The sequence below is a fragment of the Mycolicibacterium sediminis genome, from assembly GCF_010731735.1.
Lineage (GTDB): Bacteria > Actinomycetota > Actinomycetes > Mycobacteriales > Mycobacteriaceae > Mycobacterium > Mycobacterium sediminis.
Map to the genome: position 1 here is coordinate 135,136 of NZ_AP022588.1, position 25,516 is coordinate 160,651.

Sequence of the window (25,516 nt, forward strand, 5' to 3'; positions counted from 1 at the left end):
TCCCGAAGCAGGCGCTCACCTCTGCTTTTGCAGAGTCGCCTAGAGTTGTGGCATGCCTACGAACCCCGACCCCACCGAGATCGAAGACGTCGAACCCTTGGCCGACAGCACCGCACGCCAGGCCCGTCGCGTCGTGGCGGCCTACGCCACGGACGCCGACGAGTGCCGCGTCTTCCTGTCCATGCTGGGTATCGGGCCGGCGAAGATCGACGCGTAGTGCCCGACGGGACCGGTTCAGCAGACTTCGTGGTGGTGGCCAACCGGCTGCCCGTCGACATGGAGCGGCACCCCGACGGCACCACCTCGTACAAGCGCAGCCCCGGTGGCCTGGTAACGGCGCTGGAGCCCCTGCTGCGCCGCCGTAGCGGCGCGTGGATCGGGTGGCCCGGCATCTCCGACAGCGGCGCCGAGCCCATCGTCGAGGACGACCTGACGATGCAACCCGTCAGCCTGTCCGACGACGACTTCGCCGACTACTACGAGGGCTTCTCCAACGCCACCCTGTGGCCGCTGTACCACGACGTCATCGTCAAGCCGATCTATCACCGCAAGTGGTGGGACAGCTACGTCGACGTCAACCGGCGGTTCGCCGAGGCCACCGCCGCCACCGCCGCGGACGGCGCGACGGTGTGGGTGCAGGACTACCAGCTACAGCTCGTACCGAAGATGCTGCGCGAGCTGCGCCCCGACCTGACGATCGGCTTCTTCCTGCACATCCCGTTTCCGCCCATCGAGCTGTTCATGCAGATGCCGTGGCGGACCGAGATCATCGAGGGACTGCTCGGGGCCGACCTGGTCGGCTTCCACCTTCCCGGTGGCGCGCAGAACTTCCTCTACCTCGCGCGGCGCCTCGTCGGCGCCAACACCTCCCGCGGGACGGTCGGGGTCAGGTCGCGGCTCGGCGAGGTCCAGGTGGGATCGCGGACCGTCAAGGTCGGCGCGTTCCCCATCTCGATCGACTCCGCCGAACTCGACGGAAAGGCACGCGATCGCCGCGTCCGGCAGCGCGCCCGCGAACTGCGCGCAGAACTGGGCAACCCGCGCAAGATCCTGCTGGGCGTCGACCGGCTGGACTACACCAAGGGGATCGACGTCCGCCTCGAGGCGTTCTCCGAACTCCTCGCCGACGGCAGGGCCGACCGCGACGACACCGTGCTGATCCAGCTGGCCACGCCCAGTCGTGAACGCGTGGAGAGCTACAAGGTCATGCGCGAGGACATCGAGCGCCAGGTCGGCCACATCAACGGCGAGTACGGCCGGGTGGGACATCCCGTCGTGCACTACCTCCACAAGCCCATCCCCCGCGACGAACTGGTGTCCTTCTTCGTCGCCGCCGACGTCATGCTCGTGACGCCCCTGCGCGACGGGATGAACCTCGTGGCCAAGGAGTACGTCGCGTGCCGCAGTGATCTCGGTGGCGCGCTGGTGCTCAGCGAATTCACCGGCGCGGCAGCTGAACTGCGGCAGGCGTACCTGACCAACCCGCACCACCTCGACGGTGTCAAGGACGCGATCGAGGCGGCACTCGTGCAGACTCCCGAGGAGGGCCGACGCCGCATGCGGGCGATGCGCAGGCAGGTGCTCGCCCACGACGTCGACCGCTGGGCGCGCTCGTTCCTCGACGCGCTCGCCTCGACCGGAGTCCGTTAGATCGGGGTGATGAAGTTGATCTTCCACTGCCCGTCGACCTTGACGTAGTCGACCCGTAGGCGGCTGCCGTCGTAGACCGGCGTCTTCGACTTGTCCGTGACGGTGCGGTTCATGAAGACCATGACGCTTGCCGAATCACGCTGGGCGTCAAGCACACCCGAGCCGACGACGTTCGCCTGCGAGATCACTTGACGCTCGCGCGCCTGCGGGATGATGTCCTGGGTGGCGCGCTCCTCGAACTCCCTGCGATACCCCGGGGTGAGGAACTGGTAGGCGTCGGTGAGGCTGCGTTCCACGGTCTGGAAGTCGTACGCGAACACCTTCGGGATCTGCTGTGCGGCGAGCCCGCAATCCGGTGGTGCGAGGTCACCGGTGCACGGACCCAGCGCCACGCGGGTCTGTTCCTCGGCGTTCGCCTGGTCGCGGTTCCACAGCAGGTAACCGCCCGCCCCGCCGAGCACCACGAAGGCGACCGCGAGCAGCACGCCGGCCGCCACCAGGAGCCGGGTGGTCCAGGTGCCCATCAGTTGCCCCCGTCGGGGTACTTGAGGTCGTATCCGGTCATGTGTCCGTTGTCGTCCTCGTGCACGATGATCCGATAGCGGTAGGGCTGCGACGGCTTGTTCACGCCGTCGAGGTCCGTCACCGTCGTCCTGGCCGACACGATCACCGAGGCGTTCTTGGCGATCTCGTCGACCCTCTCGAGTGCCGCGCCGGTCACCACCGTCTCCGAACTGGCCTGGGTGTCCCGGAACATCGCCTTCAGGTTGTCCACGTTGTTGTTCTGGCTCAACATGTCCCGGAGCGGGCCGCTCGTTCCGTTGACGAAGCGGTTCACGCTGTCGTCGATGGTGTTCTGGTCGTAGCTGAACATGTTCACCACGGTGTTGGTGGCGGTGTCGACGAACTGCTGGTTACGCGCCGCCGCGGCATCCGCCCGGTGCTCCTGCACGCCGAACACGCCCACCAGCGCGCCCGTCGCGGCCACCAACAGGGCCAGCACGCCCAGTCCGATCGCCGCCACCAGGCCACGATGCGCGGCCCTGCGCGGCGGCGCGACGACGGGTTTCGACACGCGCACCCGCGCCGGCTCGGGAGCCTGGACCCGCACTGCCGTCGGTGCCTGTGCCACGGTGCCCGCGGCCGGGCCGGTGGGCCGCGACGCCCGCCGGCGGGCTGTCTTCGTCGAGGCGTTGCCCGTCGCTGCGCTCGCCTCGGTGGGCCCGGTCGTCTCCGTCGTCGAGTCGTCCGTAGCCACGTGATCTGTCGTCATGCCTGCCTTGGATCCATCATCAGGTCGACCCACGTCTCCGCGGGAGAGAACTCGTCTGCGCCCGAAGCGAGGACACCCGTCCCGCCGCGGGGGTCGGCGAACACGCCGGTCCTCGAATCGTACGTCGTGGACTTCGGGCCGGAGGCCAACGGCTGAGCACCCTCGGCGGGCAGCGGCGGACCCGGCGGCAGCCCCTCGGCCGGCGGCGGGACCTCTGCCGGCAACGGGCCGGGAGGCGGTGGCACGGGCGCCCCCGGCGCGGACCGACCGTACGGCGGCACGATCTGGTCCGGCGGCGCGTAGAACGGCAGCGGCGGTGGCGGCGGTCCCGGGTCGCTCGGCGGCACCGGCAGCGGGAACGGCGCATTGGGCGCGGGGCCCGGCCCCGGCACGACACCCGGCGGCAACTGCACGGCGGGCGGACCCGGGTCGTAGTCCGCGGACGGCGGGATGTTCGGGAACTTGTTGGCCGGCGTGATGTTGCGCGGATCCGTGATGGGCGCGCTGCCGTAGGGCACCGGCGGACCACGCCACGGGTTGCTGCCGATCGGCACGAAGCCGACCGGGTCGCGGCACAGCTGGATCGTCGGCGCCCGCTTGCCCGGGAACTCCTGGCAGGGGTAGTTGCGGGCACCGCGAACCACGGTCGGGTCGCTCTGCGCCGTCTTGCAGTACAGGTCGGTCGGCAGATCCCGCAGCGTCGTGTCCGCCGGCGTGCGGATCTGGGTCGGCGGGATGAATCCCGTCGAGCACGGCGGCGGATCGCCGAGGTCGACCTTGAAGTCGAGCTTGCCGCCCTCGTCGGCGGGCACACCGCCCGCTACGGTGATCAGCGCGGCCATCAGCGCCGGAAAGATGACCAGCGCCTGCTCGATCGACTTGTTGTAGATGACGCCGATGCGCCCGACGTTGGCGAGGTTGGCGGCCAGCATCGGGAAGTTCGGCCGGATCCCGTCGAACGTCGTGTTCGCGGCCTCGGCCGCCCCCGGCACGCTCTGCAGCACCCCTCGGAGCTGCGGGTCGGCGGCGGCGGCCTCGGCCGTGAAGCGCGCCAATCCGTCGGACAGCGACCGGATGTCGTCAGCGCTGCGGATCTGCGAGTCCAGGAACGGCCCGACCTGATCGATGAGCTGCGTCGTCTCCCCGTAGTTGGCGTTGGCCTCGTCGATCAGGCCCCGGCCCGACTGGATCAGTCGCGCCAATTCGGGCCCGGAACCGTTGAACGCCTTGAACGTCTCGCGCAGTAAATCCTGGATCCGGCTGTCGCCGATCCCGTTCACCAGATCGTTGGCCTGGATGAGGAGGTCCGCGATGTCCTGGCCGATGGCGGTGCGGTTCACGTCGATGAACGCATTGTTCGCGAGCATGGCGTTGGACGGATCCTCCGGTGGCACCAGGTCGACGTACTGTTCGCCGATCGCCGACACGCTCTTCACCGTCGCGGTCACGTTCTCCGGCACGGGAGTGTCGGAGTTGAGCCGCATCTCGGCCACGACCCCGTCATTGACCAGACCGACGGACTGGACGCGGCCGATGGTCACGCCCCGGTAGGTGACGTTGGCGTTCTGGTAGAGCCCGCCGCCGGCGACGAACTTCGCCTTGATGTCGTAGGACCCGATCCCGAGCGCCGACGGCACGTGCAGGTACATGGTGGAGATCGCGCCGACGCACAGCACGGTGACGATCGCGAAGATCGCCAGCTGGATCCGGGTCAACCGGTCGATCATCACGGCAGGGCCTCCGTGTGCTGGGTGGCCGATCCCGCGGGGATCTGGAACGGGTCGGCGGCCTGACCGGACAGGTTGGCCATCGCGCCGGTCAGGAAGTCCGGCGGGTTGATGACCTCGCTGAGGCGTTTCATGTTGGGGTCGAAGCCCTTCGACGTGGTCAGGATGGATTCACCCAACCGCCGGACGGTCAGGTCGAACGTCACGAACACGTTCAGGTAGTCGCCGCGCACCGCGTTCTTCAAATAGTCGTAGTGGAACGGGAACGTCGGCAGGAATTCGAGGTCGGTGATGAAGTCGTCGGCGTTGTCGTTGAACGCCTTGATCACCGGGTAGAGATCCTTGAGGTCGGCGGCGAAGTCGTCCCGGATGCCCGACAGCACGCGGGACGCCACGTTGCCGAACGTGCGGAGTGCGGTGAACGCGTCGACCAGGTTGGTCCGGTTGGCGTTGAGCACCTTCAACGCCTCGGGCAGCGTGTCCAGGGTGCGACCGAGGTTGTCCTTGCTCTTGGCGAGGATCCCGGCGAACCGGTTGAGCCCCTCGGCGGCCGAGATGATGTCGGTGGTCTGCGCGTCGAGCGAACTCGTCAGTTCGGCCAGTCGCGGCATCAGGCCGGCGAGGCTGCCCTCCCGGCCCGCGAACGCGGCGTAGGCCTCGTCGGTGATGTCCTGCAGCGCACCGAGATTGCCCTTGTTGACGACGACGCCGAGCGAGGACAGCACTTCCTCGGTGGTCGGGTACCGGCCGGTCTGGGACAGCGGGATGTTCGAGCCCTCCACCAGCCGGCCCTGCGGCGCGTCCGGAGGTTCGGAGAGTTCGACGTGCTGCGAACCCAGCAGGGAGGTCTGCGCCACGGTCGCCCGCGCGTTCTCGGGCAGCTCGACGTTGCTCTGCAGCGACAGCTTGACGGAGGCATAGAACGAGCCGTCGGGCTTCTGGACGGCGTCGATGCCGGACACGCTGCCCACCGTGACGTCGTCGACCATGACCGGCGAGTTCTGCGGCAGCGTCGCGACGTCGGGCAGTTCGACGGTGATGCTGTAGGCCCCCGAGCCATGGCCCGCGGTTCCCGGCATGTCCATGGAGTTGAGGCCGCCGAACGCACAGCCCGACAGCAGCGTGGCACCCGTGCCCAGTGCCACGACGTGACGACCGGACCGCAGGATCTTGCGAGGCAACGTGGTGGGCATCAGCCACCTCCCGTCTCGGCCGGCGGTGCGTCGGAACCCGGCGCGGGTCCGGGCAGCGGACCCGCACCCATCGGCGGTGTCGCGGACGGCGCTCCGGCGGGTGACACCTGGCCCTCCACGGCGGGCGGGGGCAGGATCAGGTCGCTGATCATCCCGTCCGGGCTGGGCGTCGGCGGGGTGACGCCCGGCGCGGGCTGCCACTGCAGGTACGGAACCGGCGTCTGGGCCTTCGCCTCCGTCGCGGGTGTGTCGTACAGGATCTGGCCCTTGTACGCGGTGATGCTGTTGATCGGGTGGAACAGCACCGGTGGGTAGTTGACGGCGAGCCGCTTGAACACCGGACCCATGCGCTGCCGGCAGATCTCGGCGCGCTTGAAGTTGTCCGGGGACGCACCGACGTCGAAGGTGCCACCGCAGATGAACTGCACCGGGTTCGCGAAGTTGGGCAGCGACAGCAGACCGCCCACCGTGCCCTGGGCCGGGTTGTAGATGTTGTAGAAGTTGGCCAGACCGTTGGGCGTGATGTGCAGGATCTGCTCGATGTCGTCGCTGTGCTCGGTGAGGATGTTCGTGAACTGGGTCAGCTTGTCGACCTGGGCGATCAGCGCCGTGTTGTTCTGGTTCAGGAAGCCCTTCACGTCCGACAGCGCCGTGTTCAGGGTGCCGAGCGTGACGTCGAGGTCCTGCGAGCTGTCCGCCAGCACCTGCGACACCGAGGCGACGTGGTTGGAGAACTGGACGATCTGCTCGTTGCTGTTGGCCAGCGCGTTCACCAGGACCTGCAGGTTGCGCACGGTGCCGAAGAGATCGGTGCGCGAATCACCCAGGCGGCCGGCGGTCTGCGACAGCTCGCGCAGCGCGTTGCGGAACGAATCGCCGTTGCCGTCGAACGTCTCCGCGGCCTGGTCGACGAAGCCCGCCAGCGGACCCTGCATGCCGTCCTGCGGACCCAGCTGCGCACTGAGTTCGGTGAGCTGTTCCTTGACGTCGTCCCACTCGACCGGGACGCCGGTGCGGTCCAGCCCCAGTTCCGCGCCGTCCGGCAGGGTCGGACCCTCGGTGTAGGCGGGCGCGAACTGGATGAATCTCGCGGACACCAGGTTCGGCGCGATGACGATCGCGCGGGCGTCCTCGGGCAGCTTCACGCCGCCGTCGACCGTCATGGTCACCTTGACGTCCTGGGCGCGCGGCTCGATCTTGTCGATCGTCCCCACCGGAACGCCGACCACGCGGACGTCGTCGCCCTTGTAGAGGCCGACTGCGGACGGGAAGTACGCCACCACCTGGTGACCACCACGGGAGGGCCACACGGTGTAGACGCCCGCGGCGATCAGCGCGACCAGGGCGACCGCCAGGGTCGGCGCCCACCAGCCGGCCCGCTTCGACCGTGCCTCGTGACGCGTCATGGCGACTTCGGCCTGATGATCAGGCGCTCGGAGATGAGCCCGCGGAGGTAGTCGGCGATGCTGTCCGGCAGCTTGCCCGGCTGGAAGTAGGTGTCGAGCAACACTTCCGAGATGGACGCGGGCGGCAGACCGTACAGGTTGATCTGGAAGCCGGGACCGGAACCGACGACCTCGCCCAGTGTGGTTGCGTACGGCGGCAGCCTGCGCAGCGCCTCACCGATGTGTTCCTTGCGCTCCAGCAGGTTGTCCACGACGAGGTTCAGCTTCTCGAGGGCGGGAGCGAACTCGCGCTGGTTGTCGGCGACGAACCCGGAGAGCTGTCGCGACACGTCGTCGATGCCGGAGATCAGGTTGCTCAGCGCCTGGCGCCGCTCGTCGAGAGCCGCGAACAGCATGTTGCCGTCGGTGATCAACTGGTTCACCTGCCCGGACCGCTGGGCCAGCGTGTCGGACACCTTCTTGGCGCGCGAGAGCAACTGTTCGAGAGCCTCGTCCCGCGCATTCAGGCTCCGCGACAGGTTGGCCACGCCGTCGAGCGCGCCGCGCAGCTGCGGGGTCGCGTCGTGCAGCGTGTCGGTCAGCGTCTGCAGCGCCTCTTCGAACCGCGGCTTGTCGAGTTCCCGCGAGTTCTCGCCGAGATCCTGCAGCGCGGTGTTGAGCGTGTACGGAGTGGTGGTGCGCCCCAACGGGATCACCGTCGAGTTGCCAGTCCCCCCGGGCGTGACCCCCAGCGACTTCTGGCCGAGCACGGTGTCGGTCTTGATGGCCACCAGGGACTGGTCACCGACCCGCACACCACGATCGACGGTGAACTTCACCAGTGCGGCGTCGCCGGCGAGTTCCACCGACGACACCTTGCCCACCTTGATGCCGGAGACGTTGACGTCGTTGCCGGGCGTGATGCCGCCGGCGTCGGTGAAGTACGCCTCGTAGTCCTTGCCCTGCGGCCAGAACGGCAGGCCGGTGTACCCGAACGAGACGAGTACGAGGCAGACGACCAGGGTGATGCCGAATATGCCGGTGCGCAACGGGTTGCCGCCATCGGGGCTAGCCATTCTCCGAACACCTCCCCTTCGAGGGATCTGGCGGACCGCCGAACGGGATGAGGATGTCGCTGCCCGCAGGGCCGTTGATCTTCATCCGGATGGAGCAGTAGTAGATGTTGAAGAACGACCCGTACGCCCCGAGTGCGTTGAGCCGCAGGTAGTTCTCCGCGAGCGGCTCGATCACTTTGTTCACATCGGCCTTGCGCTCGTCCATCCGCTGGGCGAATGGCCGCACGTTCTCGATCACGCCCTGCAGCGGCCGCCTGCTCTTCTCGAGCATCGTGGTCAGGTCGCTGGTAGCCGACGCGAGCGGCGGGATCGCGCCGGCGATCGGATCGCGGTTCTCCGCCAGGCCGGTGATCAGCTGCTGCAGCTGGTCGACGCTGGCGTCGAACTGCTCGCCCTTCTCGTCGACCGTGCCGAGCACGGTGTTGAGATTGTTGATCACGTCGCCGATCAGCTGGTCGCGGTCGGCGAGCCGCTGGGTGAACGAGCCGGTAGACGCGAGCAGGTTGGACAGCGCGCCACCCTGGCCCTGCAGGAGTTCGATGATGGCGTTGCTGAGTTCGTTGACCTTGCTGCCGTCGAGCCCCTTGAGCACCGGACGCAGACCACCGAGGAGCGCGTCGAGGTCCAAGGCCGGCTGGGTGTTCTCCCGCCCGATGGTGGCGCCCGCCGGGAGCTTGCGCAGATCGCCGGGGCCCGAGGTGATCTCGAGGTACCGGTCACCGACCAGGTTCTGGTAGCGGACCACGGCCCGCGTCGAGGTGTAGAGCTGATAGCGGTCGTTGACGTCGAATTCGACGTCGACCGTGTTGTCCGGGTTGAGGCCGACCTTCTTGACCGAGCCGACGGGAACGCCTGCGATGCGCACGTCCTGGCCGGACTTGAGCCGCGACGCCTCGGTGAACGTGGCGTGAAAGGTGTTGCCGGAGGCGAAGCGGAACTGGCCGAACACCACGACCAGGCCGGCGGCGACCAACACCATCACCACCGTGAAGATCGCGACCTTCACGAAGACCTTGTTGCCCGACTGCATCAGTAATCGTCCCGTTCCGCGAACGCCCCGTGGAACAGGAACTGCAGCGTCGACGGCGCGTCGAACTGCAATTCGGTGTTCGGCTGGTACGGGATGTAGGCGTTGTCGGTCACCAGGAACGGTGTGTGGTACCAGGATCCGCCGTACTGTTTATTGGGGACGTCCGGAAGACCGCGGCAGTTCGGGCCGCCGGAGGCGTTCACCATCGGCAGGCTCTCGGGGTACGTGTAGGCGGGCGCACCGGGCAGAAAACTCGACGCGACGAACAGCCCGGGGCGAATACCGCCGATGATCGGGGCGAACGTGTCGATCGCCTTCTTCGTACCCCGGATGATGCACCCGAGTTCCGGCGAGTAGTCGCCCAGCACCTTGAGCGGTGCCCGCAGGCGCTGAACCGCTGCGATCAGGTCGTCGGCGGCCGGCTCCAGGGTGGCGGTGCCGTTGGTGGCCAGCCCGGTCGCGGCCAGGAGTGCGGCGTTCAGGTTGTCCTGTTCGTCGATGACGGTCTGGGCGACCGTCGGGGCGTTGTCGAAGACGGTGGCCAAATCGGGTGCGGCGTCGGCGTAGACGTTGGCGACGACGGCGGTCTTCTGGAAGTCCTGCTGCAGCGTCGGCAGCTTCGGATTCAGCTGCTCCAGGTAGTAGTTCAGGCCGGCCAGCGACGCGCCCACGTCGTCACCGTTGCCGCGCAGACCCTCGCCGAGCGCGGTGATGGTGGCGTTCAGGTTGATCGGGTCCACCTTCGACAGCGTGTCGGTCAGCGTCTGGAACAGCGTGTTGACCTCCAGCTGAACGTCTTTCGCCGCCACGTTGGCACCGGGCCGCAATGAGTCGCCACTGGGGTCGGGGGGCGGCAGGAACTCGACGGCCTTGGCGCCGAACACCGTCGTGCCACCGATCTTCACCGTGGCGTTCGACGGCACGTAGCGCATCTGGCTGCTGTCGATGGCGAGGGTCAGCTTGGCATCCTTGCCCGCGTACTGGATATCGGTGACCTTGCCGATCTGGATGCCGCGGTACTTGACCTTCGCATCGGTCTCCATCACCAGGCCGGCCCGCACCGACGTCACCGTCACCGTCTCGACCTTGGTGAAGTACGCCGTGTAGGAGAGATAGGTGAACACGACGGCGGCCAGCACGATGAGCGCCAGGATCGCCGCGGCGATCCGCACGTGGCTGCGCTTCGCGTCGGGGTTGGCCATCGGTACCCCGCCCTATCCGGAGAGGTTGAAGTTGCCCGACGCGCCGTAGACGGCCAGGGAGATGAACAGGACGATGGTGACGACCACGATCAGCGAGGTCCGCACGGCCTGACCGACCGCGATGCCCACGCCGACCGGACCGCCGGAGGCGTTGTAGCCGTAGTAGGTGTGCACCAGCATCACCGCGATGGACATGACGATGGCCTGGAGGAAGGACCACAGCAGGTCGCTCGGCACCAGGAAGGTGTTGAAGTAGTGGTCGTACAGGCCGGCGGACTGACCGTTGATGAACACCGTGGTGAACCTCGCCGCGAAGAACGCCGCGAGCACCGACAGCGCGTACAGCGGCACGATGGCGATCAGCCCGGCGATGATGCGCGTGGACACCAGGTACGACACCGAGTGCACGGCCATCGCCTCGACGGCGTCGATCTCCTCGGCCACCCGCATCGCGCCCAACTGTGCCGTGGTGCCCGCCCCGATGGTCGCCGCGAGCGCGATGCCCGCGATCACCGGAGCGACGATGCGCACGTTGAGGAACGCCGACAGGAATCCCGTCAGCGCCTCGATGCCGATGTTGCCCAGCGACGAGTACCCCTGGACCGCGATCACGCCGCCCGAGGCCAGGGTCATGAACGCGGCGACACCGACCGTTCCGCCGATCATCACCAGCGCGCCGGTGCCCATGGTCATCTCGGCGATCAGCCGCACGGTCTCGCGGTGATAGCGGGTCAGCGCGTTCGGGATGTAGCGGACCGACTCGCCGTAGAACAGCGCCTGCCCGCCCACGCCGTCGACGACGCGGGGCAGCCCGCGGAAGAACCGCCGGACCCGGAGTGTGGCGTCGTAACTCATGACAGTCGCTTCTTCCCGCAGGTCATCATCTTTCGAGCACCCGGACCCCGACCGCCGTCATGATCACGTTGATCACGAACAGACAGATGAACGCGTAGACGACGGTCTCGTTCACCGCGATGCCCACGCCCTTGGGGCCACCCTGCACGGTGAGACCGCGGTAGCAGCCGACCAGACCGGCGAAGACGCCGAAGAGCAGCGCCTTGAACATGGCGAGGACCAGCTCGCCGAGGCCGGTCAGGATGGTCAGACCGTTGATGAAGGCGCCCGGGTTCACGCCCTGCAGGAACACGGAGAAGACGTAGCCGCCCGCAAGCCCGATCGCGCACACCAGGCCGTTGAGCAGGAACGCGACGAACGTCGACGCGAGGACACGCGGTACGACGAGGCGCTGGATGGGGTCGATGCCCAGCACCCGCATGGCGTCGATCTCCTCGCGGATGGTGCGGGCGCCGAGGTCGGCGCAGATCGCGGTCGCGCCCGCGCCGGCGACGACGAGCACCGTCACCACGGGGCCGAGCTGGGTGATCGTGCCGAACGCGGTGCCCGCGCCGGACAGGTCGGCGGCGCCGATCTCGCGCAGCAGGATGTTGAGCGTGAACGCCACCAGGACGGTGAACGGGATCGCCACGAGGAGGGTGGGCACCAGCGAGACGCTGGCGATCATCCAGGTCTGATCCAGGAATTCCCGGAATTGGAACGGCCGACGGAAGATCTTGGCGAAGGTGTCCAGTGACATCTCCACGAACCCGCCCACGGCCCGCGCCGGCGCCGCAAGCTGTTCGAACAACCTCGACTCCGTTCTCGGGACGGGGGCTGGACGGCCTCTGGCGAAGCTTTCGAGACCGAGCGTCTCGACGACCTTCCCACCCCTGGTTTACGCGCTGCTCTTAGTGAGTCGGGTCATAGTAACTAGAACGTGTTCGCAGTGTCAAAGAACGGCGAAACTGCTCAAAATCAGCTAAACCCGCTGGTCAAAGCCAGTGTGACCTAAGTCATTCTATAACGTGTTCTAGTGCTGGTCGAGCCCTGACAACCGATACTGTCAGTCTCCCTGCTCCATCAGCGCGCTGGCCGAGAAACCGCGGTCGGGGTCACGATCAGCAAAGTAGGCACCCAGCGTCGCATCGAGATCACCCGCCGACCACGAGTCGGAGTCGGCGGTGAATCGCTTCTCGGCCGTCGGTGCGGCCACCAGGGTCACGGTTGGACCGTAGACGATGAAGAGCTGTCCGTTGACCGCTTCCGACGCCGGTGACGCCAGGAAGCGCACGAGGTTGACGACGTGCTCGGGCGACAGCGCGTCGACCCGACCGTCCTCCAGTTCGGGAGCGTCGCCGAAGACGTCCGCCGTCATCGCCGTCCGGGCCCGCGGGGCGATCGCATTCGCGCGGACCCCGTAGCGGCCCAGCGCGCGTGCCGCCGTCAGGGTCAGCGCGGTGATGCCCGCCTTCGCGGCGCCATAGTTGGCCTGCCCGACGGGCCCCGCCAACCCGGCCTCCGACGAGGTGTTGACGATGCGACCGTAGACCGTTCCCCCGTTGGACTTGGCCTTGTCACGCCAGTAGGTCGCGGCGTTGCGCGTCAGCAGGAAGTGCCCGCGCAGATGGACGGCGATCACGGCGTCCCAGTCCTCGTCGGACATGTTGAACAGCATGCGATCCCGGGTGATGCCGGCGTTGTTGACGACGATGGCGAGACCACCGAGACCGTCGGCGGTCGCGACCATCTCGTCGGCCGTCGCGCGCTCGCCGACGTCACCCGCCACCGCGATGCCCTTGCCACCCGCGGCCGCGATCTCGTCGAGGACGTCGGACCGGTCGAGGGCCGGCGCGATGTCGTTGACCACGACCGTGGCGCCCTGGCGCGCGAGGCCAATCGCCTCGGCGCGCCCGAGACCGGCGGCAGCGCCGGTCACCACGGCCACCAGCCCGGACAGGTCCCCAGCCGGTGCGTTCCGGCCGTCGTCGATCGTCACTTTATGAATACCTCTAGTCTCTGCGGAGCAACGCGGCGCGGGGGCATTCCGCGATGGACTGCTCGGCCACGTCCTCCTGGCCTGCCGGTACGGGATCGGCCTTCACGACGGCATAGTCCTCGTCGTCCAGATCGAACAGGTCGGGGGCGATACCCAAGCACACCGCGTTTCCCTCGCAGCGATCCCGGTCAACTTCAACGTGCACGACAACCTCCTCGCAGGCCCGGTGCGGACGACCCGCCGGTCATAACGGGCCACCATACGTCCCCGTTCGAACGATGGCAGTAAAGCATGTCCTGGATTCCAAGACTAGAACGTGTTACAACCGGGGTAGATCGACGGACCCCCGAAGCGGTTCGCCGGACGCGGCCAGACAATGCCGCGTGCACCAGTGCCCGTCAAGAGTGAGGATCGGACGATGCGGATCGGCTACAGCCCCGAGCAGGAGGATCTGCGCCGCGAACTGCGCGCGTACTTCACCAAGCTCATGACGCCCGAGCGTGCCGAGGCGCTCAGCGCGAGCGACGGTGAGATGGGCCGCGGCGACGTGTACCGCGAGACCGTCGCCCAGATGGGTAGGGACGGCTGGCTGACGTTGAGCTGGCCGGAGGAGTTCGGCGGTCAGGCCCGTCCGCCGATGGACGGTCTGATCTTCAACGACGAGGCCTCCATCGCCAACGTCCCGGTGCCGTTCCTCACCATCAACAGCGTGGCGCCGACGATCATGCACTTCGGCACCGACGAGCAGAAGAAGTTCTTCCTACCCAAGATCGCCGCCGGTGAACTGCACTTCAGCATCGGGTACTCCGAACCGGGCGCGGGCACCGACCTCGCCGCGCTGCGGACCACCGCGGTGCACGACGGCGACGACTACGTGATCAACGGCCAGAAGATGTGGACCAGTCTGATTGCCTACGCCGACTACGTCTGGCTGGCCGTGCGCACCAATCCCGACGCCAAGAAACACCGTGGCATCTCGATGCTCATCGTGCCGACCACCGCCGAGGGCTTTTCCTGGACGCCGGTGCACACCATGTCCGGCGTCGACACCAGCGCCACGTACTACCAGGACGTCCGGGTTCCGAAGTCGGCCCTGGTGGGTGAGGAGAACGGCGGCTGGAAGCTGGTCACCAACCAGCTCAACCACGAACGGGTGGCGCTGGTCTCCGCCCAACCGATCTACTCCGCGCTAGACGGCGTCCGCGAATGGGCGCAGAACACCAAGGACGCCCACGGCAGGCGTCTGATCGACTCGGAGTGGGTGCAGCTCAACCTCGCTCGCGTGCACGCCAAGGCCGAGGTGCTCAAGCTCATCAACTGGGAACTCGCGTCGTCCACCGAGTCCGCCCCCTCGCCCGCGGACGCGTCGGCGGCGAAGGTGTACGGCACCGAGCTGGCCACCGAGGCTTACCGGCTGCTCATGGAGGTACTCGGCACGTCCGCCACGCTCCGCACCGACTCCCCCGGCGCACTGCTGAGGGGCCGCATCGAGCGGATGCACCGGTCCTGCCTGATCCTGACCTTCGGCGGCGGCACCAACGAAATCCAGCGCGACATCATCGGCATGGTCGCCCTCGGGCTTCCCCGGGTCAATCGCTGACCACGAACACCAGGAGACTAGGCATGGACTTTTCACCCACCGAGGCAGCAACCGACCTGGGCGGACTCGTCCGCACCATCACCGAATCGGTCTGCACGCCAGAGCATCAGCGCGAACTCGACGGACTCGAGCAGAGGTTCGACGAAGCGCTGTGGACCAAGCTCGTCGACGCCGACGCGCTCTCGACCACCGCACCGGAGGCGTTGAGCGGCGGCGGCTTCGGCGTCGTCGAGGAGGCAGCGGTGCTCACCGCACTGGGCCGTCAGATGGCAGCCGTGCCGTATCTGGAGTCCGTGGTCCTCGGTGCCGGCGCGCTCGCGAAGTTCGGCTCGAGTGAACTGCAGTCCCAGTGGGCCGCACCGGCAGTCGCGGGAACCAAGATCCTCACCGTCGCGCTCGAGGGCGAGATGGGCCAGGGGCCCGTGCAGGCGTCGTCTTCGGAGGCCGGTGGCTCCGGGTTCCGCCTGACGGGCACCCGCGCGCTGGTGCCGTTCGGCCCGGTGGCCGACGCCTTCCTGGTGCCCGCCGAGACCGGCGACGGTGTCCGGGTTTTCCTCGTCGCCGCGTCGGACCCGGGTGTCGAGGTCACGTCGCTGGTCACGACGGGTCACGGCTCCGTCGCGCAGCTCGACCTGCAGGGCGTGAACGTCGACGCCGAGCACCTCGTCGGCGGATCGGAGGTGCTCGACTGGTTGATCACGCGTGGCACGCTGGGTCGCAGCGCCTTTCAGCTCGGTGTTCTCGAGCGTGCGCTGGAACTGACCGCCACCTACGCCCGCGAACGGGAGCAGTTCGACCGCCCCATCGGCAGCTTCCAGGCGGTGTCGGCGCGTCTCGCCGACGGCTACATCGACGTCAAGGGCCTGCGGCTGACGGTCACCCAGGCGGCGTGGCGGGTGTCCGAGGATCTGCCGTCCGACCTCGAGGTGGGGTCCGCCGCCTTCTGGGCCGCCGAGGCGGGTCACCGCGTGGCGCACACGGCCGTGCACGTCCACGGCGGCGTCGGCATCGACACCGACCACCCCATCCACCGGTACTTCCTGGCGGCCAAGCAGACCGAGTTCGCGGTCGGCGGAGCGACCGGTGCTCTGCTGCGCATCGGCCGCGACCTGGCCGAGACACCCGCGTAGAGCCCTTGCCCGATCCACTCCCCGCGGTGTCCGAGGCGTCGACGGTCACCGACCTACTGGCACCGCTCGCCGAGGTGACCGACCGCGGCATCCACGACGGCGATCAGTACGTCACGTGGCGCGACCACGTCCAGTCGGCGGCCGACCTCGCGTCGGCGCTGCGGGCGCGTATGGATCCCGACCGGCCGCCGCACGTCGGTGTCCTGCTGGGCAATACGACGTTCTTCTCCAGCGTGCTGGTGGCCGCGGGGCTGGCGGGTCTGGTGCCCGTCGGCCTGAACCCGACGCGCCGGGGTGCGGCACTGGCGCGTGACGTCGCGCGAGCCGACTGCCAACTGGTGCTCACCGACGGTGACGACGCCCTCGGTGACGCCGAGGCGGGCGTTCCCGTCATCGACGTCCGAAGCCCGCAGTGGACAACGGAACTGGCCGGCCACGGCGGATCGCCGGTGACGTTCATCGACCCGTCACCCGACGATCTGTACATGCTCATCTTCACGTCCGGCACCAGCGGCGAGCCGAAGGCGGTGCGCGTCACGCACGACAAGGTGGCCTTCCCGGGACGAATGCTCGCCGAGCGCTTCGGCTTGGGCGCCTCCGACGTCTGCTACCTGTCGATGCCGCTGTTCCACTCCAACGCGGTGATGGCGGGCTGGTCCGTCGCCGTGGCGGCCGGCGCGTCGATCGCGTTGCGCCGCAGATTCTCCGCATCCCAGTTCATCCCCGACGTCCGTCGCTACCGGGCGACCTACGCCAACTACGTCGGCAAGCCGCTGTCGTACGTGCTGGCCACGGCGGCGCGTGACGACGACGCCGACAATCCGCTGAAGATCCTGTACGGAAACGAGGGTGCACCGCGCGACGTGGTGCGGTTCGGCGAGCGCTTCGGCGTCGTCGTCGTCGACGGCTTCGGATCCACCGAGGGCGGCGTCTCCATCGCGCGCACGCCGGACACCCCCGAGGGGTCCCTCGGTCCACTGACCGATGAGGTCGCCATCGTCGACGTCGAGACCGGGCGCCCCTGTCCGCCCGGCGTCATCGGTGAACTGGTCAATCCGACCGGGCCGGGCTGGTTCCGCGGGTACTACGGCGACGAGGGCGCGCAGGACGAGCGGATGGCCGGCGGCGTCTACCATTCCGGCGACCTCGCGTACCGAGACGAGGCCGGATACGCCTACTTCGCGGGCAGGCTCGGCGATTGGATGCGCGTCGACGGCGAGAACCTCGGCACCGCCCCGATCGAGCGGGTCCTGTTGCGCCACGACGCGGTCGTCGAGGCGGCCGTCTACCCCATTCCCGACCCCGTGGTCGGCGATCAGGTGATGGCCGCCCTGGTCCTGCACGATGGTCACGACTTCGACGTCGACCAGTTCCACGACTTCCTGGCCGCGCAATCCGATCTCGGCCCCAAACAGTGGCCGTCGTACGTGCGGGTCGGGACGGCACTGCCCCGCACCGAGACGTTCAAGGTCCTCAAACGGCTGCTGTCCGCCGAGGGCACCACCTGCGACGACCCGGTACACCCGATACGACGGGGGTAGCGTCGAGGCGTGGGGTACCGCGAGACGCCCGCCACCGGCCGGCTACGCGAACTCGTCGAGACGGCGTGGACGTCCGACGTGCCCACCGGCGACGTGCGGGTGCTCCCCGACGGCTGCATGGACCTGCTGCTGATGCGCGGCCGGGTGATCGTCGCCGGTCCCGACACCGGCCCGGTGATCAGCCCCGCCGACTCGGAACCCGTTGTCGGCCTGCGCTTCCGGCCGGGGATCCTGCCCAGGCTGCTGGGGGTTCCCGCGCACGAGCTGCGCGACCTGCGGGTTCCGCTCGACGAGCTCGTCAGCACGCCACGCGGCGACGACCTCGTCGAGGTGGCGCTCGGCCTGGCGGCCCGGCCGGCCCGACCGCAGACGTCGCCGTGGTCACTGCGCGCCGTTCACCACGTGACGGCGCGGCTTGCGATCGGCGCGCCGGTCAGCGCCGTGGCCGACGAGGTCGGCTGGTCGAACCGCACCCTGCAGCGGCAGAGCCTCGTCGTCTACGGATACGGGCCGGCGATGCTGCGCCGAGTCCTGCGCTTCCGGCGCGCGGTGCGGATGATGCGCGACGGCCTGCCCGCCGCCCTCGTCGCCGCAGAGGCGGGCTACGCCGATCAGCCGCACCTGCATCGGGACGCCCGGGAATTCTCGGGCGTCCCGCTCGGCGCCCTCGTCTAGGGCAGCGGCGCGAACAGGTCGACCGACGTGCCGCCGGGATCCAGGACGGTCGCGTAGCGCTGCCCCCACGGGGCGTCGAAGGGTGGCAGCGAGCCCGGATGTCCAGCGGTGGTGAGCCGTTCGTAGACGGCGTCCACGTCGGCGGGAGCGCCGAAGCCGACGGCGACGGCCACGCGTCCGGGACCGGTGGGTGCCGTCCATCCCGGGTGCATGCCGGCGATCACTCTTCGGTGTCGAAGGCGAGCGTGTTGCCACCGGGCAGCGAAACCTCGACGTGCGGCCCGTCCGGTTCGGGAACCGCCAAGCCGAGGAGCCGGTAGAAGGCCAGGCTGTCGGAGATGTCCGCGGCGACGATCTCGACGACGACGGAGTGGATGGGTGCGTTCATGGCGGCGACGCTATGCGCTCCGACCCGGTCATGTCGTGAACGAATCGGACAGCGGCGGCCGCCGATCCGCCTCAGCGGAACGCCACTCCAACGTTTCTCCAACGTCGAGTAGTTCTACTTGAGCTACCAAGATCACATCTGAGCTACGCTTCGCCGCATACTGACCGTCGACGTCATTTGTCGTAAGCAGTCAGTACGTCATACACCTAAAGAGGAGTTCACACATGAGAGTTTCGGCGCTCACCGGTGCAGCCGCGGTTGCGGCCGCACTCGCACTGGTGCTGTCCGGCTGCGGCTCGGACACCAAGACGGCAACGTCGACCAGCGCGAGTGCCGACAGCTCGACCGCGTCGTCGAAGTCGTCGCCGGCCAAGTCGTCGGCACCGTCCACGGCCAAGGTCGCCGACCGCGAGGAGGACGCGACCGGACCGAATCCGACGATCGCGAACTACCTCCAGGAGAACGGCATCACGGAGAGCCCGGTCTCGATGGGCGATCCCGGCTCACCGACGATCGACCTGCCGTTGCCCGACGGCTGGGAATCTGCGGGCGAGGACAAGCCGGACTGGGCGTACGGCGCCATCATCTACACCGGACCCGAGGCCGCGGAGTACACCCCGAGCATCGTGGCCATCGTCTCGAAGCTCAGCGGCAACGTGGACCCGCAGACGATCCTCGACCTCGCCCCGGGCGAGCTGAACAACCTCGAGGGCTTCAAGGCGATGAACGAGGGCGCCACCAGCACGCTGGGCGAGTACCCGGCCTACCAGCTGGGCGGGACGTGGCAGTCGGAGGGCAAGACGAAGATCGTCGCGCAGAAGACCGTCGTCATCCCCGGCCCGGACGGGCTCTACGTGCTGCAGCTCAACGCCGACGGGCTCGAGAACCAGATGGACGTCGTCGGCGCAGCCACCGACGTGATCGACAGCGACACGACCATCACCTTCTAGACCCACCTTCCCGACCCACCGACGACGAACGCCGCCAGGGCCCACCCTGGCGGCGTTCTCGTGTGATGCCTGCTAGTCGCCGCGGATGCCGTCCAACCGCCGACTTGCGTCGTCGAAACCGCTGACCAGCTCGGCCATGATGTCGGCGACCGGCCGGATCTCATTCATCCGTCCGACGATCTGCCCCACCGGCATCGCGACCGCAGTCGGATCCGTGGCCTCATTCATCCGCTGGTGCGCCTCGCTGACGAGGATGTTCTGCAGCGGCATCGGCAACGGATCCGGCGCACCCTCGGCGTCCCAGGCGTCGGTCCAGCGGGACTTCAGCAGCCGAGCAGGCTTGCCGGTGTAGATCTTTCGCCGCACCGTGTCGCTCGACGTCGCGGCGAGCATGGCCTCCTGGATCACCGAGACGCCCGAGGACCCGCGCACACCCAGGTCGTACTCGGCGGCGGTCAGGAATGCCGAACCCATCCAGACGCCCTGCGCGCCCAGCGCGAGCGCGGCCGCAACCTGCCGTCCCGACCCGATGCCGCCTGCCGCGAGCACCGCAGCGCTCCCGTCGACGGCATCGACCACCTCCGGAACCAGGACCATCGACGCGATCTCACCAGTGTGACCGCCGGCCTCGTGCCCCTGGGCGATGACGATGTCCACGCCGTTCTCGGCATGGCGCAGAGCGTGTTTCGCACTGCCTGCCAGCGCGGCCACCGGTACGCCCGCGGCGTGCGCCTGGTCGATGACGTCCTTCGGCGGTGAGCCGAGGGCGTTGGCGATCAACTTGATCGGGTGCCTCAGCGCCACCTCGACGTGGCTGCGCGCCACCGAGTGCAGCCAACCGAGCACGCCTTCGGACTTCTCTTCGTCGTCGGGAAGAGGCGGCACTCCGAGATCTGCGAGGGTCTTGTCGACGAACTCGCGATGCGTCTGCGGGATCAGCTTGTTGATGTCGACGCTGGTGCCCTCGGTGGGCACCGTCGCGGGCATCACGATGTCGACGCCGTAGGGCAGTCCGTCGGTGTTCTCGTCCATCCACCGCAGCACGTTCTCGAGGTCGTCGGCCTGGTTGAACCGCACGCAACCCAGCACGCCGAGCCCACCGGCGCGCGTCACCGCGGCCGCGACCTTCTCCGACGGGGTGAAGACGAAGATCGGGTACTGGATCCCGAAGCGTTCGCAGAGTTCGGTACGCATCTACTTCTCGGCTCCCTGAGTGACGGCGTGCTTGGCATGGACGTCGTCGGCCGGACGTTCCTCGGTGGTGTCCTTGGCCCAGCGGTAGTCGGGCTTGCCCGCGGGCGAGCGCTTCACCTCGTCGACCAGCCAGAGGCTGCGCGGCACCTTGTAGCCTGCGATCTCCTTGCGCACGAACGCGTCCAGGTCGGCGAGCGTGGGCCGGGCACCCGCACGGGGGTGGACGACGGCGGCGACGTGCTGGCCGAAGCGCGGGTCGGGCACGCCGACCACGAGGGCATCGAAGACGTCGGGGTGGCCCTTGAGCGCCGCCTCGACCTCCTCGGGGTAGATCTTCTCGCCGCCGCTGTTGATCGACACCGAGCCGCGGCCCAGCATCGTCACGCTGCCGTCGGCCTCGACCTCGGCGTAGTCGCCTGGAATCGCGTACCGCACACCGTTGTACGTCCGGAAGGTCTCGGCGGTCTTCTTCTCGTCCTTGAAGTAGCCGACCGGGATGTGGCCGCACTTGGCGATGATGCCTCGCACGCCCGAGCCCGGCGCGACCTCGTTGCCGTCCTCGTCGAGCACCTTGGTGTTCTTGTCGATGGTGACCCGCGGACCGCCGGTGTGCGACTGCCCCTTGGCCACGACGCTGGTGCCGCCGAAGCCGGTTTCCGACGAACCGATCGAATCGGTGATGATCCGGTCGGGCAGCAGCTCGAGGAACTTCTCCTTGAGGCTGGTGGAGAACAGTGCGGCGGTGCTGGCGAGCAGGAACAGGCTCGACAGGTCGTAGGTGTTGCCCTCGTCCTGGTGCGCGAGCAGCGCGTCGAGCAGCGGCCGGGCCATCGCGTCACCGGTGAAGAACAGCAGGTTCACCTTGTGCTCGTGGATCATCCGCCAGACCTCGTCGGCGTCGAATTCCGGCGCCAGCACCACGGTCTGGCCGGAGAACAGCGACATCCACGTGGCGGACTGGGTGGCGCCGTGGATCATCGGCGGGATCGGCAGGCGGATCATCGGCGGGTTCGCCGCGGCCTGCTTCGACAGGTCGTACTCGTCGGCGATCGGCTCGCCCGTCGCGAAGTCTGTGCCGCCGAACAGGACTCGGTAGATGTCCTCGTGGCGCCACATCACGCCCTTGGGGAAGCCGGTGGTGCCGCCGGTGTACAGCAGGTAGATGTCGTCCTCGCTGCGCGGACCGAAGTCGCGCTCGGGCGATCCCTGCTCCAGCGCGGAGTAGAACTCGACGCCACCGTAGCGCTCGAAGTCGTCGTCGCTGCCGTCCTCGACGACGAGGATGGTCGTGACGTCCGGCGTCTCGGGCAGGACGTTCGCGACCCGGTCGGCGTAGCGGCGCTCGTGCACCAGCGCCACCATGTCGGAGTTGTCGAAGAGGTACTTCAGCTCCCCCTCGACGTAGCGGAAGTTGACGTTCACCAGGATGGCGCCGACCTTGACGATGCCGAGCATCGCGATGACGATCTCGATGCGGTTTCGGCAGTACAGCCCGACCTTGTCGTCCTTCTTCACCCCCCGGTCGGCCAGGTAGTGGGCGAGGCGGTTCGCCTTCTCCTCCAACTGGGCATAGGTGAGCTTCTCGCCCCCCGAGATGAGGGCGACACGGTCAGGCACGGCGTCTATGGCGTGCTCGGCAAGATCGGCGATGTTCAGGGCCACAGCACCTAAACTAGAACGTGTTACATTTCCAGACAAGTCTCCTGGACAAGTGGTGAAAGGCGAGTTACCCGTGACCGAGCCGGACAAGAGTCCCGACGCCCTGATCGAGCAGCGCGGACACACCCTCATCGTGACGCTCAACCGGCCGGAGGCGCGCAACGCGCTGTCCACCGAGATGCTCGCGATCATGGTGGAGGCGTGGGACCGCGTCGACTGCGATCCGGAGATCCGCACCTGCATCCTCACCGGCGCCGGCGGCTACTTCTGCGCGGGCATGGACCTCAAGAACGCCACCAAGGCGCCCCCCGGCGACTCGTTCAAGAGCGGCGCATTCGACCCCACCCGCATCGACGGCCTGCTGAAGGGCCGGCGACTGACCAAGCCGCTGATCGCCGCGGTCGAGGGCCCGGCCATCGCCGGCGGCACCGAGATCCTGCAGGGCACCGACATCCGCATCGCCGGTGAGAGCGCCAAGTTCGGCATCTCCGAGGCGAAGTGGAGCCTGTACCCGATGGGCGGCTCCGCCGTCCGGCTGCCGCGCCAGATCCCGTACACGATCGCGTGCGACCTGCTGTTGACCGGCCGTCACATCACCGCCGCCGAAGCGCTGCAGTACGGGCTGATCGGCTACGTCGTGCCCGACGGCACCGCACTCGAGAAGGCCCTCGAGATCGCCGACGTCATCAACAACAACGGGCCACTGGCCGTCCAGGCGATCCTCAAGACCATCCGCGAGGCGGAGGGCCTGCACGAGGAGGAGGCGTTCAAGCCCGACACCGCCAACGGCATCCCCGTGTTCCTCAGCGCCGACGCCAAGGAGGGCCCGCTGGCCTTCAAGGAGAAGCGCGCGCCGAACTTCCAGATGAAGTAGCGCCCGCTCACGTCGCGAGTGTGAATCTGGCGACGGATTTCCTGCACTTCCGTCGTCAGATTCACACTCGGCGACTTGCTAGTCGAGCACCCGCTTCGTCGGGGTGAACACCACCGGCATGCCCTCGGGACCGCTGACGAAGTTCGCCGCCCGCAGCGGTACACGTGCGCCGTCGGCCAGGCGTAGGTCGGGCAGCCGCTGCAGGATGCGGGTGATCATCAGCCGCAGTTCGAGGCGGGCCAACTGGTTGCCCAGGCAGAAGTGCGTACCGAACCCGAACGCGAGGTGGCTGTTCGGGCTGCGGTCGATGCGGAAGTCCTCCGGGTCGCCGAACACGCCCTCGTCGAAGTTGGCCGACTCGAACATCAGCATGATCTTCTCGCCGCTGAACAGCTCGGTGCCGTGGAACTCGGTGTCGGCCGTCAGCGTGCGGCACATGTTCTTCACCGGCGACGTCCAGCGCAGCATCTCCTCGATGGCGCCGGGCATCAGCTCGGGGTCGGCGACCAGCGCCTCCCACTGATCGCGGTGGCGAAGCAGTTGTTCGGCGCCACCGGACAGCGTGTGCCGGGTGGTCTCGTCGCCGCCGATGAGGATGAGGAGCGTCTCGAAGACGATCTCGTCGTCGCTCATCCGCTGGCCCTCGACCTCGCTATTGACGAGGATGCTGAACAGGTCGTCGGTCGGCTCGGCGCGGCGCTTCGCGATGGTCTCCATCGTGAACGCCGTGTAGGCGGCGAAGGTGTCCATCAGCTTCTGGATGGTCGCCTCGTCGACGGTCGAACTCAGGCCGCACACCAGGTCGTCGGACCACTGGAGCAGCTTGTCGCGCTCCTCGGGCAGCACGCCGAGCATGTCGCCGATCACCGCCATCGGCAGCGGCGCGGCGATGTCGCGGACGAAGTCGCACTCGCCGCGCTCGCACACGGCGTCGATCAGCGTGTCGCACAGCCGCTCGATGGACGGCACCTTGTCCATGACGCGCTTGCGGGTGAAGCCCGCGTTGACGAGCTTGCGGCGCAACAGGTGTGACGGGTCGTCCATGTCGATCATGTACGGCATGCCCGGCTGGTCGGGCCGGATGCCACCGGTTGAGCTGAACAGCTCGGGGTTGCGCTCGGCGTCCAGCACGGCCTGATAGCTCGCCGCCGCGGCCAGCCCGTTGCGGTCGCGGAAGACGGGCTGGTTCGCACGCATCCACCGGTAGGCGTCGCGGGCGCGGCCGTCGGCGTAGAAGTTGCCGTCCGCGAGGTCGACGTCGGGCCGCTCGGTCGGCGTGGGGGTGGAGATCAGACTGGTCACGGAAGCTCCTGTGCGTCAGCGAAGGTCATTTCGACGTTATCGGCCGAACTCGAGATCATGGCGCGCTTCGGGAAACCGAGTGCGGCGAGTTCACGCGCGTACGGATGGTTACCGAGTCGAACGGTCGCGCCGCCGGGCCGGTAGCGGACGCCCGACATCGTCATCTCGCCGTCGGTAACACGGGTGACGCCGTCGAGGTGCGAGTAGGTCGGGTGCGTCTGCGGTGCGCCGGTGAACCGGGACGGGACGCGGAACCCCGGCGCGAAGTCCATGCCGACGGCGAACTCCCCGTCGATCGTCACGTCGAAGCCGAACCGGTGGCCGTCGCGAATTACGAAGTCCGCCATGACCTTCGGGTATCCCCAGATGTTGCGGCCGGCCTCCAGTGTGAACGCCTGGTCGACGGGCAGGTGGTGGATGAACGCGCCCGCCGACTGCAACGCGCGCACCCCGGTCGCGTTCGACCCCGGCGGGTTGACCATGACGTTGGTGCCGTACTCGAGGTACTTGCCGAGGTCTCCGTCGACGTAGTGCATCAGCATCAGGACGACGACGGCGCGGTTGGGCCGGTACCGGCACACCGTGAGGCCGCTGTGGTCGATCATCCGTTGCGCGGCGTCGGCGTCCACCGAGAACATCGCCATGTGCTGGGTGGCGCGGCGGATCCGTACCGGCATCGTCACCACGGCGCCGGCGACGGTATGGGAGCTGGGTTGTGTGGCGTCGGTCACGCGGCCAGGCTAGAACCTGGAGTAGACACATGGCAAGAAAGTGTCTACCCGCGAGCAGACGTCAACTCCCCTGATCCTCGCTCGAACAGGGGAGTTCGCGTCT

24 protein-coding genes and 1 pseudogene are annotated in these 25,516 nt (G+C 68.0%); 8 read left to right on the top strand and 17 right to left on the bottom strand.

Translation table 11 applies throughout. The annotated features are described in order from the left end of the window. Window positions 1-52 precede the first annotated feature (52 nt). A complete protein-coding gene (locus G6N64_RS29855; protein WP_174266732.1) occupies window positions 53-217 on the top strand; it encodes a hypothetical protein in 165 nt (54 codons plus the stop codon). Then, entirely contained in the window at window positions 217-1,650 is a 1,434-nt protein-coding gene (locus G6N64_RS00750) for an alpha,alpha-trehalose-phosphate synthase (UDP-forming) (protein WP_246230876.1), read from the top strand. Before G6N64_RS29855 ends, G6N64_RS00750 begins: the two co-directional genes overlap by 1 nt. Here G6N64_RS00750 and G6N64_RS00755 read toward each other — a convergent pair. The 12 genes from G6N64_RS00755 to G6N64_RS00810 form a co-directional block, all read right to left on the bottom strand. After that, complete coding sequence (locus G6N64_RS00755; protein WP_163795174.1) at window positions 1,647-2,174, bottom strand: mammalian cell entry protein; 528 nt, start codon at window positions 2,172-2,174, stop codon at window positions 1,647-1,649. The genes G6N64_RS00750 and G6N64_RS00755 overlap by 4 nt on opposite strands. Further along, window positions 2,174-2,908 (bottom strand): Rv1363c family protein, encoded by a 735-nt coding sequence (locus G6N64_RS00760; RefSeq protein WP_246230877.1) that lies wholly within the window; start codon window positions 2,906-2,908, stop codon window positions 2,174-2,176. The genes G6N64_RS00755 and G6N64_RS00760 overlap by 1 nt, the downstream gene beginning before the upstream one ends. Window positions 2,909-2,919: 11 nt before the next feature. Continuing rightward, window positions 2,920-4,650, bottom strand: coding sequence for an MCE family protein (locus G6N64_RS00765; RefSeq protein ID WP_163795176.1), 1,731 nt, complete (start codon window positions 4,648-4,650; stop codon window positions 2,920-2,922). Continuing rightward, complete coding sequence (locus G6N64_RS00770; RefSeq protein ID WP_163795177.1) at window positions 4,650-5,843, bottom strand: MCE family protein; 1,194 nt, start codon at window positions 5,841-5,843, stop codon at window positions 4,650-4,652. Before G6N64_RS00770 ends, G6N64_RS00765 begins: the two co-directional genes overlap by 1 nt. Next, window positions 5,843-7,249 carry an MCE family protein gene (locus tag G6N64_RS00775; protein WP_163795178.1) on the bottom strand — a complete coding sequence of 469 codons (1,407 nt, stop codon included), beginning with the start codon at window positions 7,247-7,249 and terminating at the stop codon, window positions 5,843-5,845. The genes G6N64_RS00770 and G6N64_RS00775 overlap by 1 nt, the downstream gene beginning before the upstream one ends. Beyond that, window positions 7,246-8,304: a virulence factor Mce family protein gene (locus tag G6N64_RS00780; protein ID WP_163795179.1), complete on the bottom strand. Its 1,059-nt coding sequence runs from the start codon at window positions 8,302-8,304 to the stop codon at window positions 7,246-7,248. Before G6N64_RS00780 ends, G6N64_RS00775 begins: the two co-directional genes overlap by 4 nt. Next, the gene (locus tag G6N64_RS00785) at window positions 8,297-9,334 is read right to left on the bottom strand and encodes an MCE family protein (protein ID WP_163795180.1); all 1,038 of its coding nucleotides are present in this window, start codon (window positions 9,332-9,334) and stop codon (window positions 8,297-8,299) included. The genes G6N64_RS00780 and G6N64_RS00785 overlap by 8 nt, the downstream gene beginning before the upstream one ends. Further along, window positions 9,334-10,536: an MCE family protein gene (locus G6N64_RS00790; RefSeq protein WP_163795181.1), complete on the bottom strand. Its 1,203-nt coding sequence runs from the start codon at window positions 10,534-10,536 to the stop codon at window positions 9,334-9,336. The genes G6N64_RS00785 and G6N64_RS00790 overlap by 1 nt, the downstream gene beginning before the upstream one ends. Window positions 10,537-10,548: 12 nt before the next feature. Further along, entirely contained in the window at window positions 10,549-11,391 is an 843-nt protein-coding gene (locus G6N64_RS00795) for an MlaE family ABC transporter permease (RefSeq protein ID WP_163795182.1), read from the bottom strand. Window positions 11,392-11,416: 25 nt separating this feature from the next. Then, window positions 11,417-12,181 carry an MlaE family ABC transporter permease gene (locus G6N64_RS00800; RefSeq protein ID WP_163795183.1) on the bottom strand — a complete coding sequence of 255 codons (765 nt, stop codon included), beginning with the start codon at window positions 12,179-12,181 and terminating at the stop codon, window positions 11,417-11,419. A gap of 255 nt (window positions 12,182-12,436) precedes the next feature. Then, the gene (locus G6N64_RS00805; RefSeq protein WP_246230878.1) at window positions 12,437-13,369 is read right to left on the bottom strand and encodes a 3-oxoacyl-ACP reductase; all 933 of its coding nucleotides are present in this window, start codon (window positions 13,367-13,369) and stop codon (window positions 12,437-12,439) included. A gap of 13 nt (window positions 13,370-13,382) precedes the next feature. After that, window positions 13,383-13,574: a ferredoxin gene (locus G6N64_RS00810; protein ID WP_163795184.1), complete on the bottom strand. Its 192-nt coding sequence runs from the start codon at window positions 13,572-13,574 to the stop codon at window positions 13,383-13,385. A gap of 213 nt (window positions 13,575-13,787) precedes the next feature. On the opposite strand from G6N64_RS00810, the gene G6N64_RS00815 reads away from it, so the two are divergent. From G6N64_RS00815 to G6N64_RS00830, 4 genes are read left to right on the top strand one after another with little or no spacing between them, the layout of a single operon-like run. Beyond that, window positions 13,788-14,969, top strand: a complete 1,182-nt coding sequence (locus G6N64_RS00815) for an acyl-CoA dehydrogenase family protein (protein WP_163795185.1) — start codon at window positions 13,788-13,790, stop codon at window positions 14,967-14,969. Between the two features lie 23 nt (window positions 14,970-14,992). Next, on the top strand, window positions 14,993-16,099 hold the full coding sequence (locus G6N64_RS00820; RefSeq protein WP_163795186.1) for an acyl-CoA dehydrogenase family protein: 1,107 nt from the start codon (window positions 14,993-14,995) through the stop codon (window positions 16,097-16,099). Window positions 16,100-16,104: 5 nt separating this feature from the next. After that, window positions 16,105-17,640 carry a long-chain-fatty-acid--CoA ligase FadD17 gene (gene fadD17, locus G6N64_RS00825; RefSeq protein ID WP_276018360.1) on the top strand — a complete coding sequence of 512 codons (1,536 nt, stop codon included), beginning with the start codon at window positions 16,105-16,107 and terminating at the stop codon, window positions 17,638-17,640. A 9-nt stretch (window positions 17,641-17,649) separates the two neighbouring features. Then, the gene (locus tag G6N64_RS00830; protein WP_246230879.1) at window positions 17,650-18,315 is read left to right on the top strand and encodes a helix-turn-helix domain-containing protein; all 666 of its coding nucleotides are present in this window, start codon (window positions 17,650-17,652) and stop codon (window positions 18,313-18,315) included. Here the strand turns inward: G6N64_RS00830 and G6N64_RS00835 are convergent. After that, window positions 18,312-18,703, bottom strand: a pseudogene (locus tag G6N64_RS00835) (VOC family protein). The gene G6N64_RS00830 and the pseudogene G6N64_RS00835 overlap by 4 nt on opposite strands. A gap of 224 nt (window positions 18,704-18,927) precedes the next feature. On the opposite strand from G6N64_RS00835, the gene lpqN reads away from it, so the two are divergent. Then, the gene (lpqN, locus tag G6N64_RS00840) at window positions 18,928-19,653 is read left to right on the top strand and encodes an envelope biogenesis lipoprotein LpqN (RefSeq protein WP_163795187.1); all 726 of its coding nucleotides are present in this window, start codon (window positions 18,928-18,930) and stop codon (window positions 19,651-19,653) included. A 72-nt stretch (window positions 19,654-19,725) separates the two neighbouring features. Here the strand turns inward: lpqN and G6N64_RS00845 are convergent, their stop codons facing one another. Both G6N64_RS00845 and G6N64_RS00850 read right to left on the bottom strand, forming a co-directional pair. Further along, window positions 19,726-20,847, bottom strand: a complete 1,122-nt coding sequence (locus G6N64_RS00845; protein WP_163795188.1) for an NAD(P)H-dependent flavin oxidoreductase — start codon at window positions 20,845-20,847, stop codon at window positions 19,726-19,728. After that, window positions 20,848-22,509 (bottom strand): medium/long-chain-fatty-acid--CoA/3-oxocholest-4-en-26-oate--CoA ligase, encoded by a 1,662-nt coding sequence (locus G6N64_RS00850; protein WP_163795189.1) that lies wholly within the window; start codon window positions 22,507-22,509, stop codon window positions 20,848-20,850. Between the two features lie 70 nt (window positions 22,510-22,579). Here G6N64_RS00850 and G6N64_RS00855 point away from each other — a divergent pair, with 70 nt between their 5' ends. Then, complete coding sequence (locus tag G6N64_RS00855; protein WP_163795190.1) at window positions 22,580-23,380, top strand: crotonase/enoyl-CoA hydratase family protein; 801 nt, start codon at window positions 22,580-22,582, stop codon at window positions 23,378-23,380. 78 nt (window positions 23,381-23,458) lie between these two features. On the opposite strand, the gene G6N64_RS00860 is transcribed toward G6N64_RS00855, so the two are convergent. Together G6N64_RS00860 and G6N64_RS00865 are read right to left on the bottom strand one after the other, a co-directional pair. Further along, window positions 23,459-24,670: a cytochrome P450 gene (locus tag G6N64_RS00860; RefSeq protein WP_163801347.1), complete on the bottom strand. Its 1,212-nt coding sequence runs from the start codon at window positions 24,668-24,670 to the stop codon at window positions 23,459-23,461. 8 nt (window positions 24,671-24,678) lie between these two features. Next, window positions 24,679-25,359, bottom strand: coding sequence for an acetoacetate decarboxylase family protein (locus G6N64_RS00865; RefSeq protein WP_163801348.1), 681 nt, complete (start codon window positions 25,357-25,359; stop codon window positions 24,679-24,681). Window positions 25,360-25,516 lie beyond the last annotated feature (157 nt).

Coding starts and splice junctions, on each gene's coding strand:
- G6N64_RS29855 (WP_174266732.1), top strand. CDS start 53: ATGCCTACGAACCCCGACCCCACCGAGATCGAAGACGTCGAACCCTTG.
- G6N64_RS00755 (WP_163795174.1), bottom strand. CDS start 2,174: ATGGGCACCTGGACCACCCGGCTCCTGGTGGCGGCCGGCGTGCTGCTC.
- G6N64_RS00765 (WP_163795176.1), bottom strand. CDS start 4,650: ATGATCGACCGGTTGACCCGGATCCAGCTGGCGATCTTCGCGATCGTC.
- G6N64_RS00770 (WP_163795177.1), bottom strand. CDS start 5,843: ATGCCCACCACGTTGCCTCGCAAGATCCTGCGGTCCGGTCGTCACGTC.
- G6N64_RS00775 (WP_163795178.1), bottom strand. CDS start 7,249: ATGACGCGTCACGAGGCACGGTCGAAGCGGGCCGGCTGGTGGGCGCCG.
- G6N64_RS00780 (WP_163795179.1), bottom strand. CDS start 8,304: ATGGCTAGCCCCGATGGCGGCAACCCGTTGCGCACCGGCATATTCGGC.
- G6N64_RS00785 (WP_163795180.1), bottom strand. CDS start 9,334: ATGCAGTCGGGCAACAAGGTCTTCGTGAAGGTCGCGATCTTCACGGTG.
- G6N64_RS00790 (WP_163795181.1), bottom strand. CDS start 10,536: ATGGCCAACCCCGACGCGAAGCGCAGCCACGTGCGGATCGCCGCGGCG.
- G6N64_RS00795 (WP_163795182.1), bottom strand. CDS start 11,391: ATGAGTTACGACGCCACACTCCGGGTCCGGCGGTTCTTCCGCGGGCTG.
- G6N64_RS00815 (WP_163795185.1), top strand. CDS start 13,788: ATGCGGATCGGCTACAGCCCCGAGCAGGAGGATCTGCGCCGCGAACTG.
- G6N64_RS00820 (WP_163795186.1), top strand. CDS start 14,993: ATGGACTTTTCACCCACCGAGGCAGCAACCGACCTGGGCGGACTCGTC.
- lpqN (WP_163795187.1), top strand. CDS start 18,928: ATGAGAGTTTCGGCGCTCACCGGTGCAGCCGCGGTTGCGGCCGCACTC.
- G6N64_RS00845 (WP_163795188.1), bottom strand. CDS start 20,847: ATGCGTACCGAACTCTGCGAACGCTTCGGGATCCAGTACCCGATCTTC.
- G6N64_RS00865 (WP_163801348.1), bottom strand. CDS start 25,359: ATGCCGGTACGGATCCGCCGCGCCACCCAGCACATGGCGATGTTCTCG.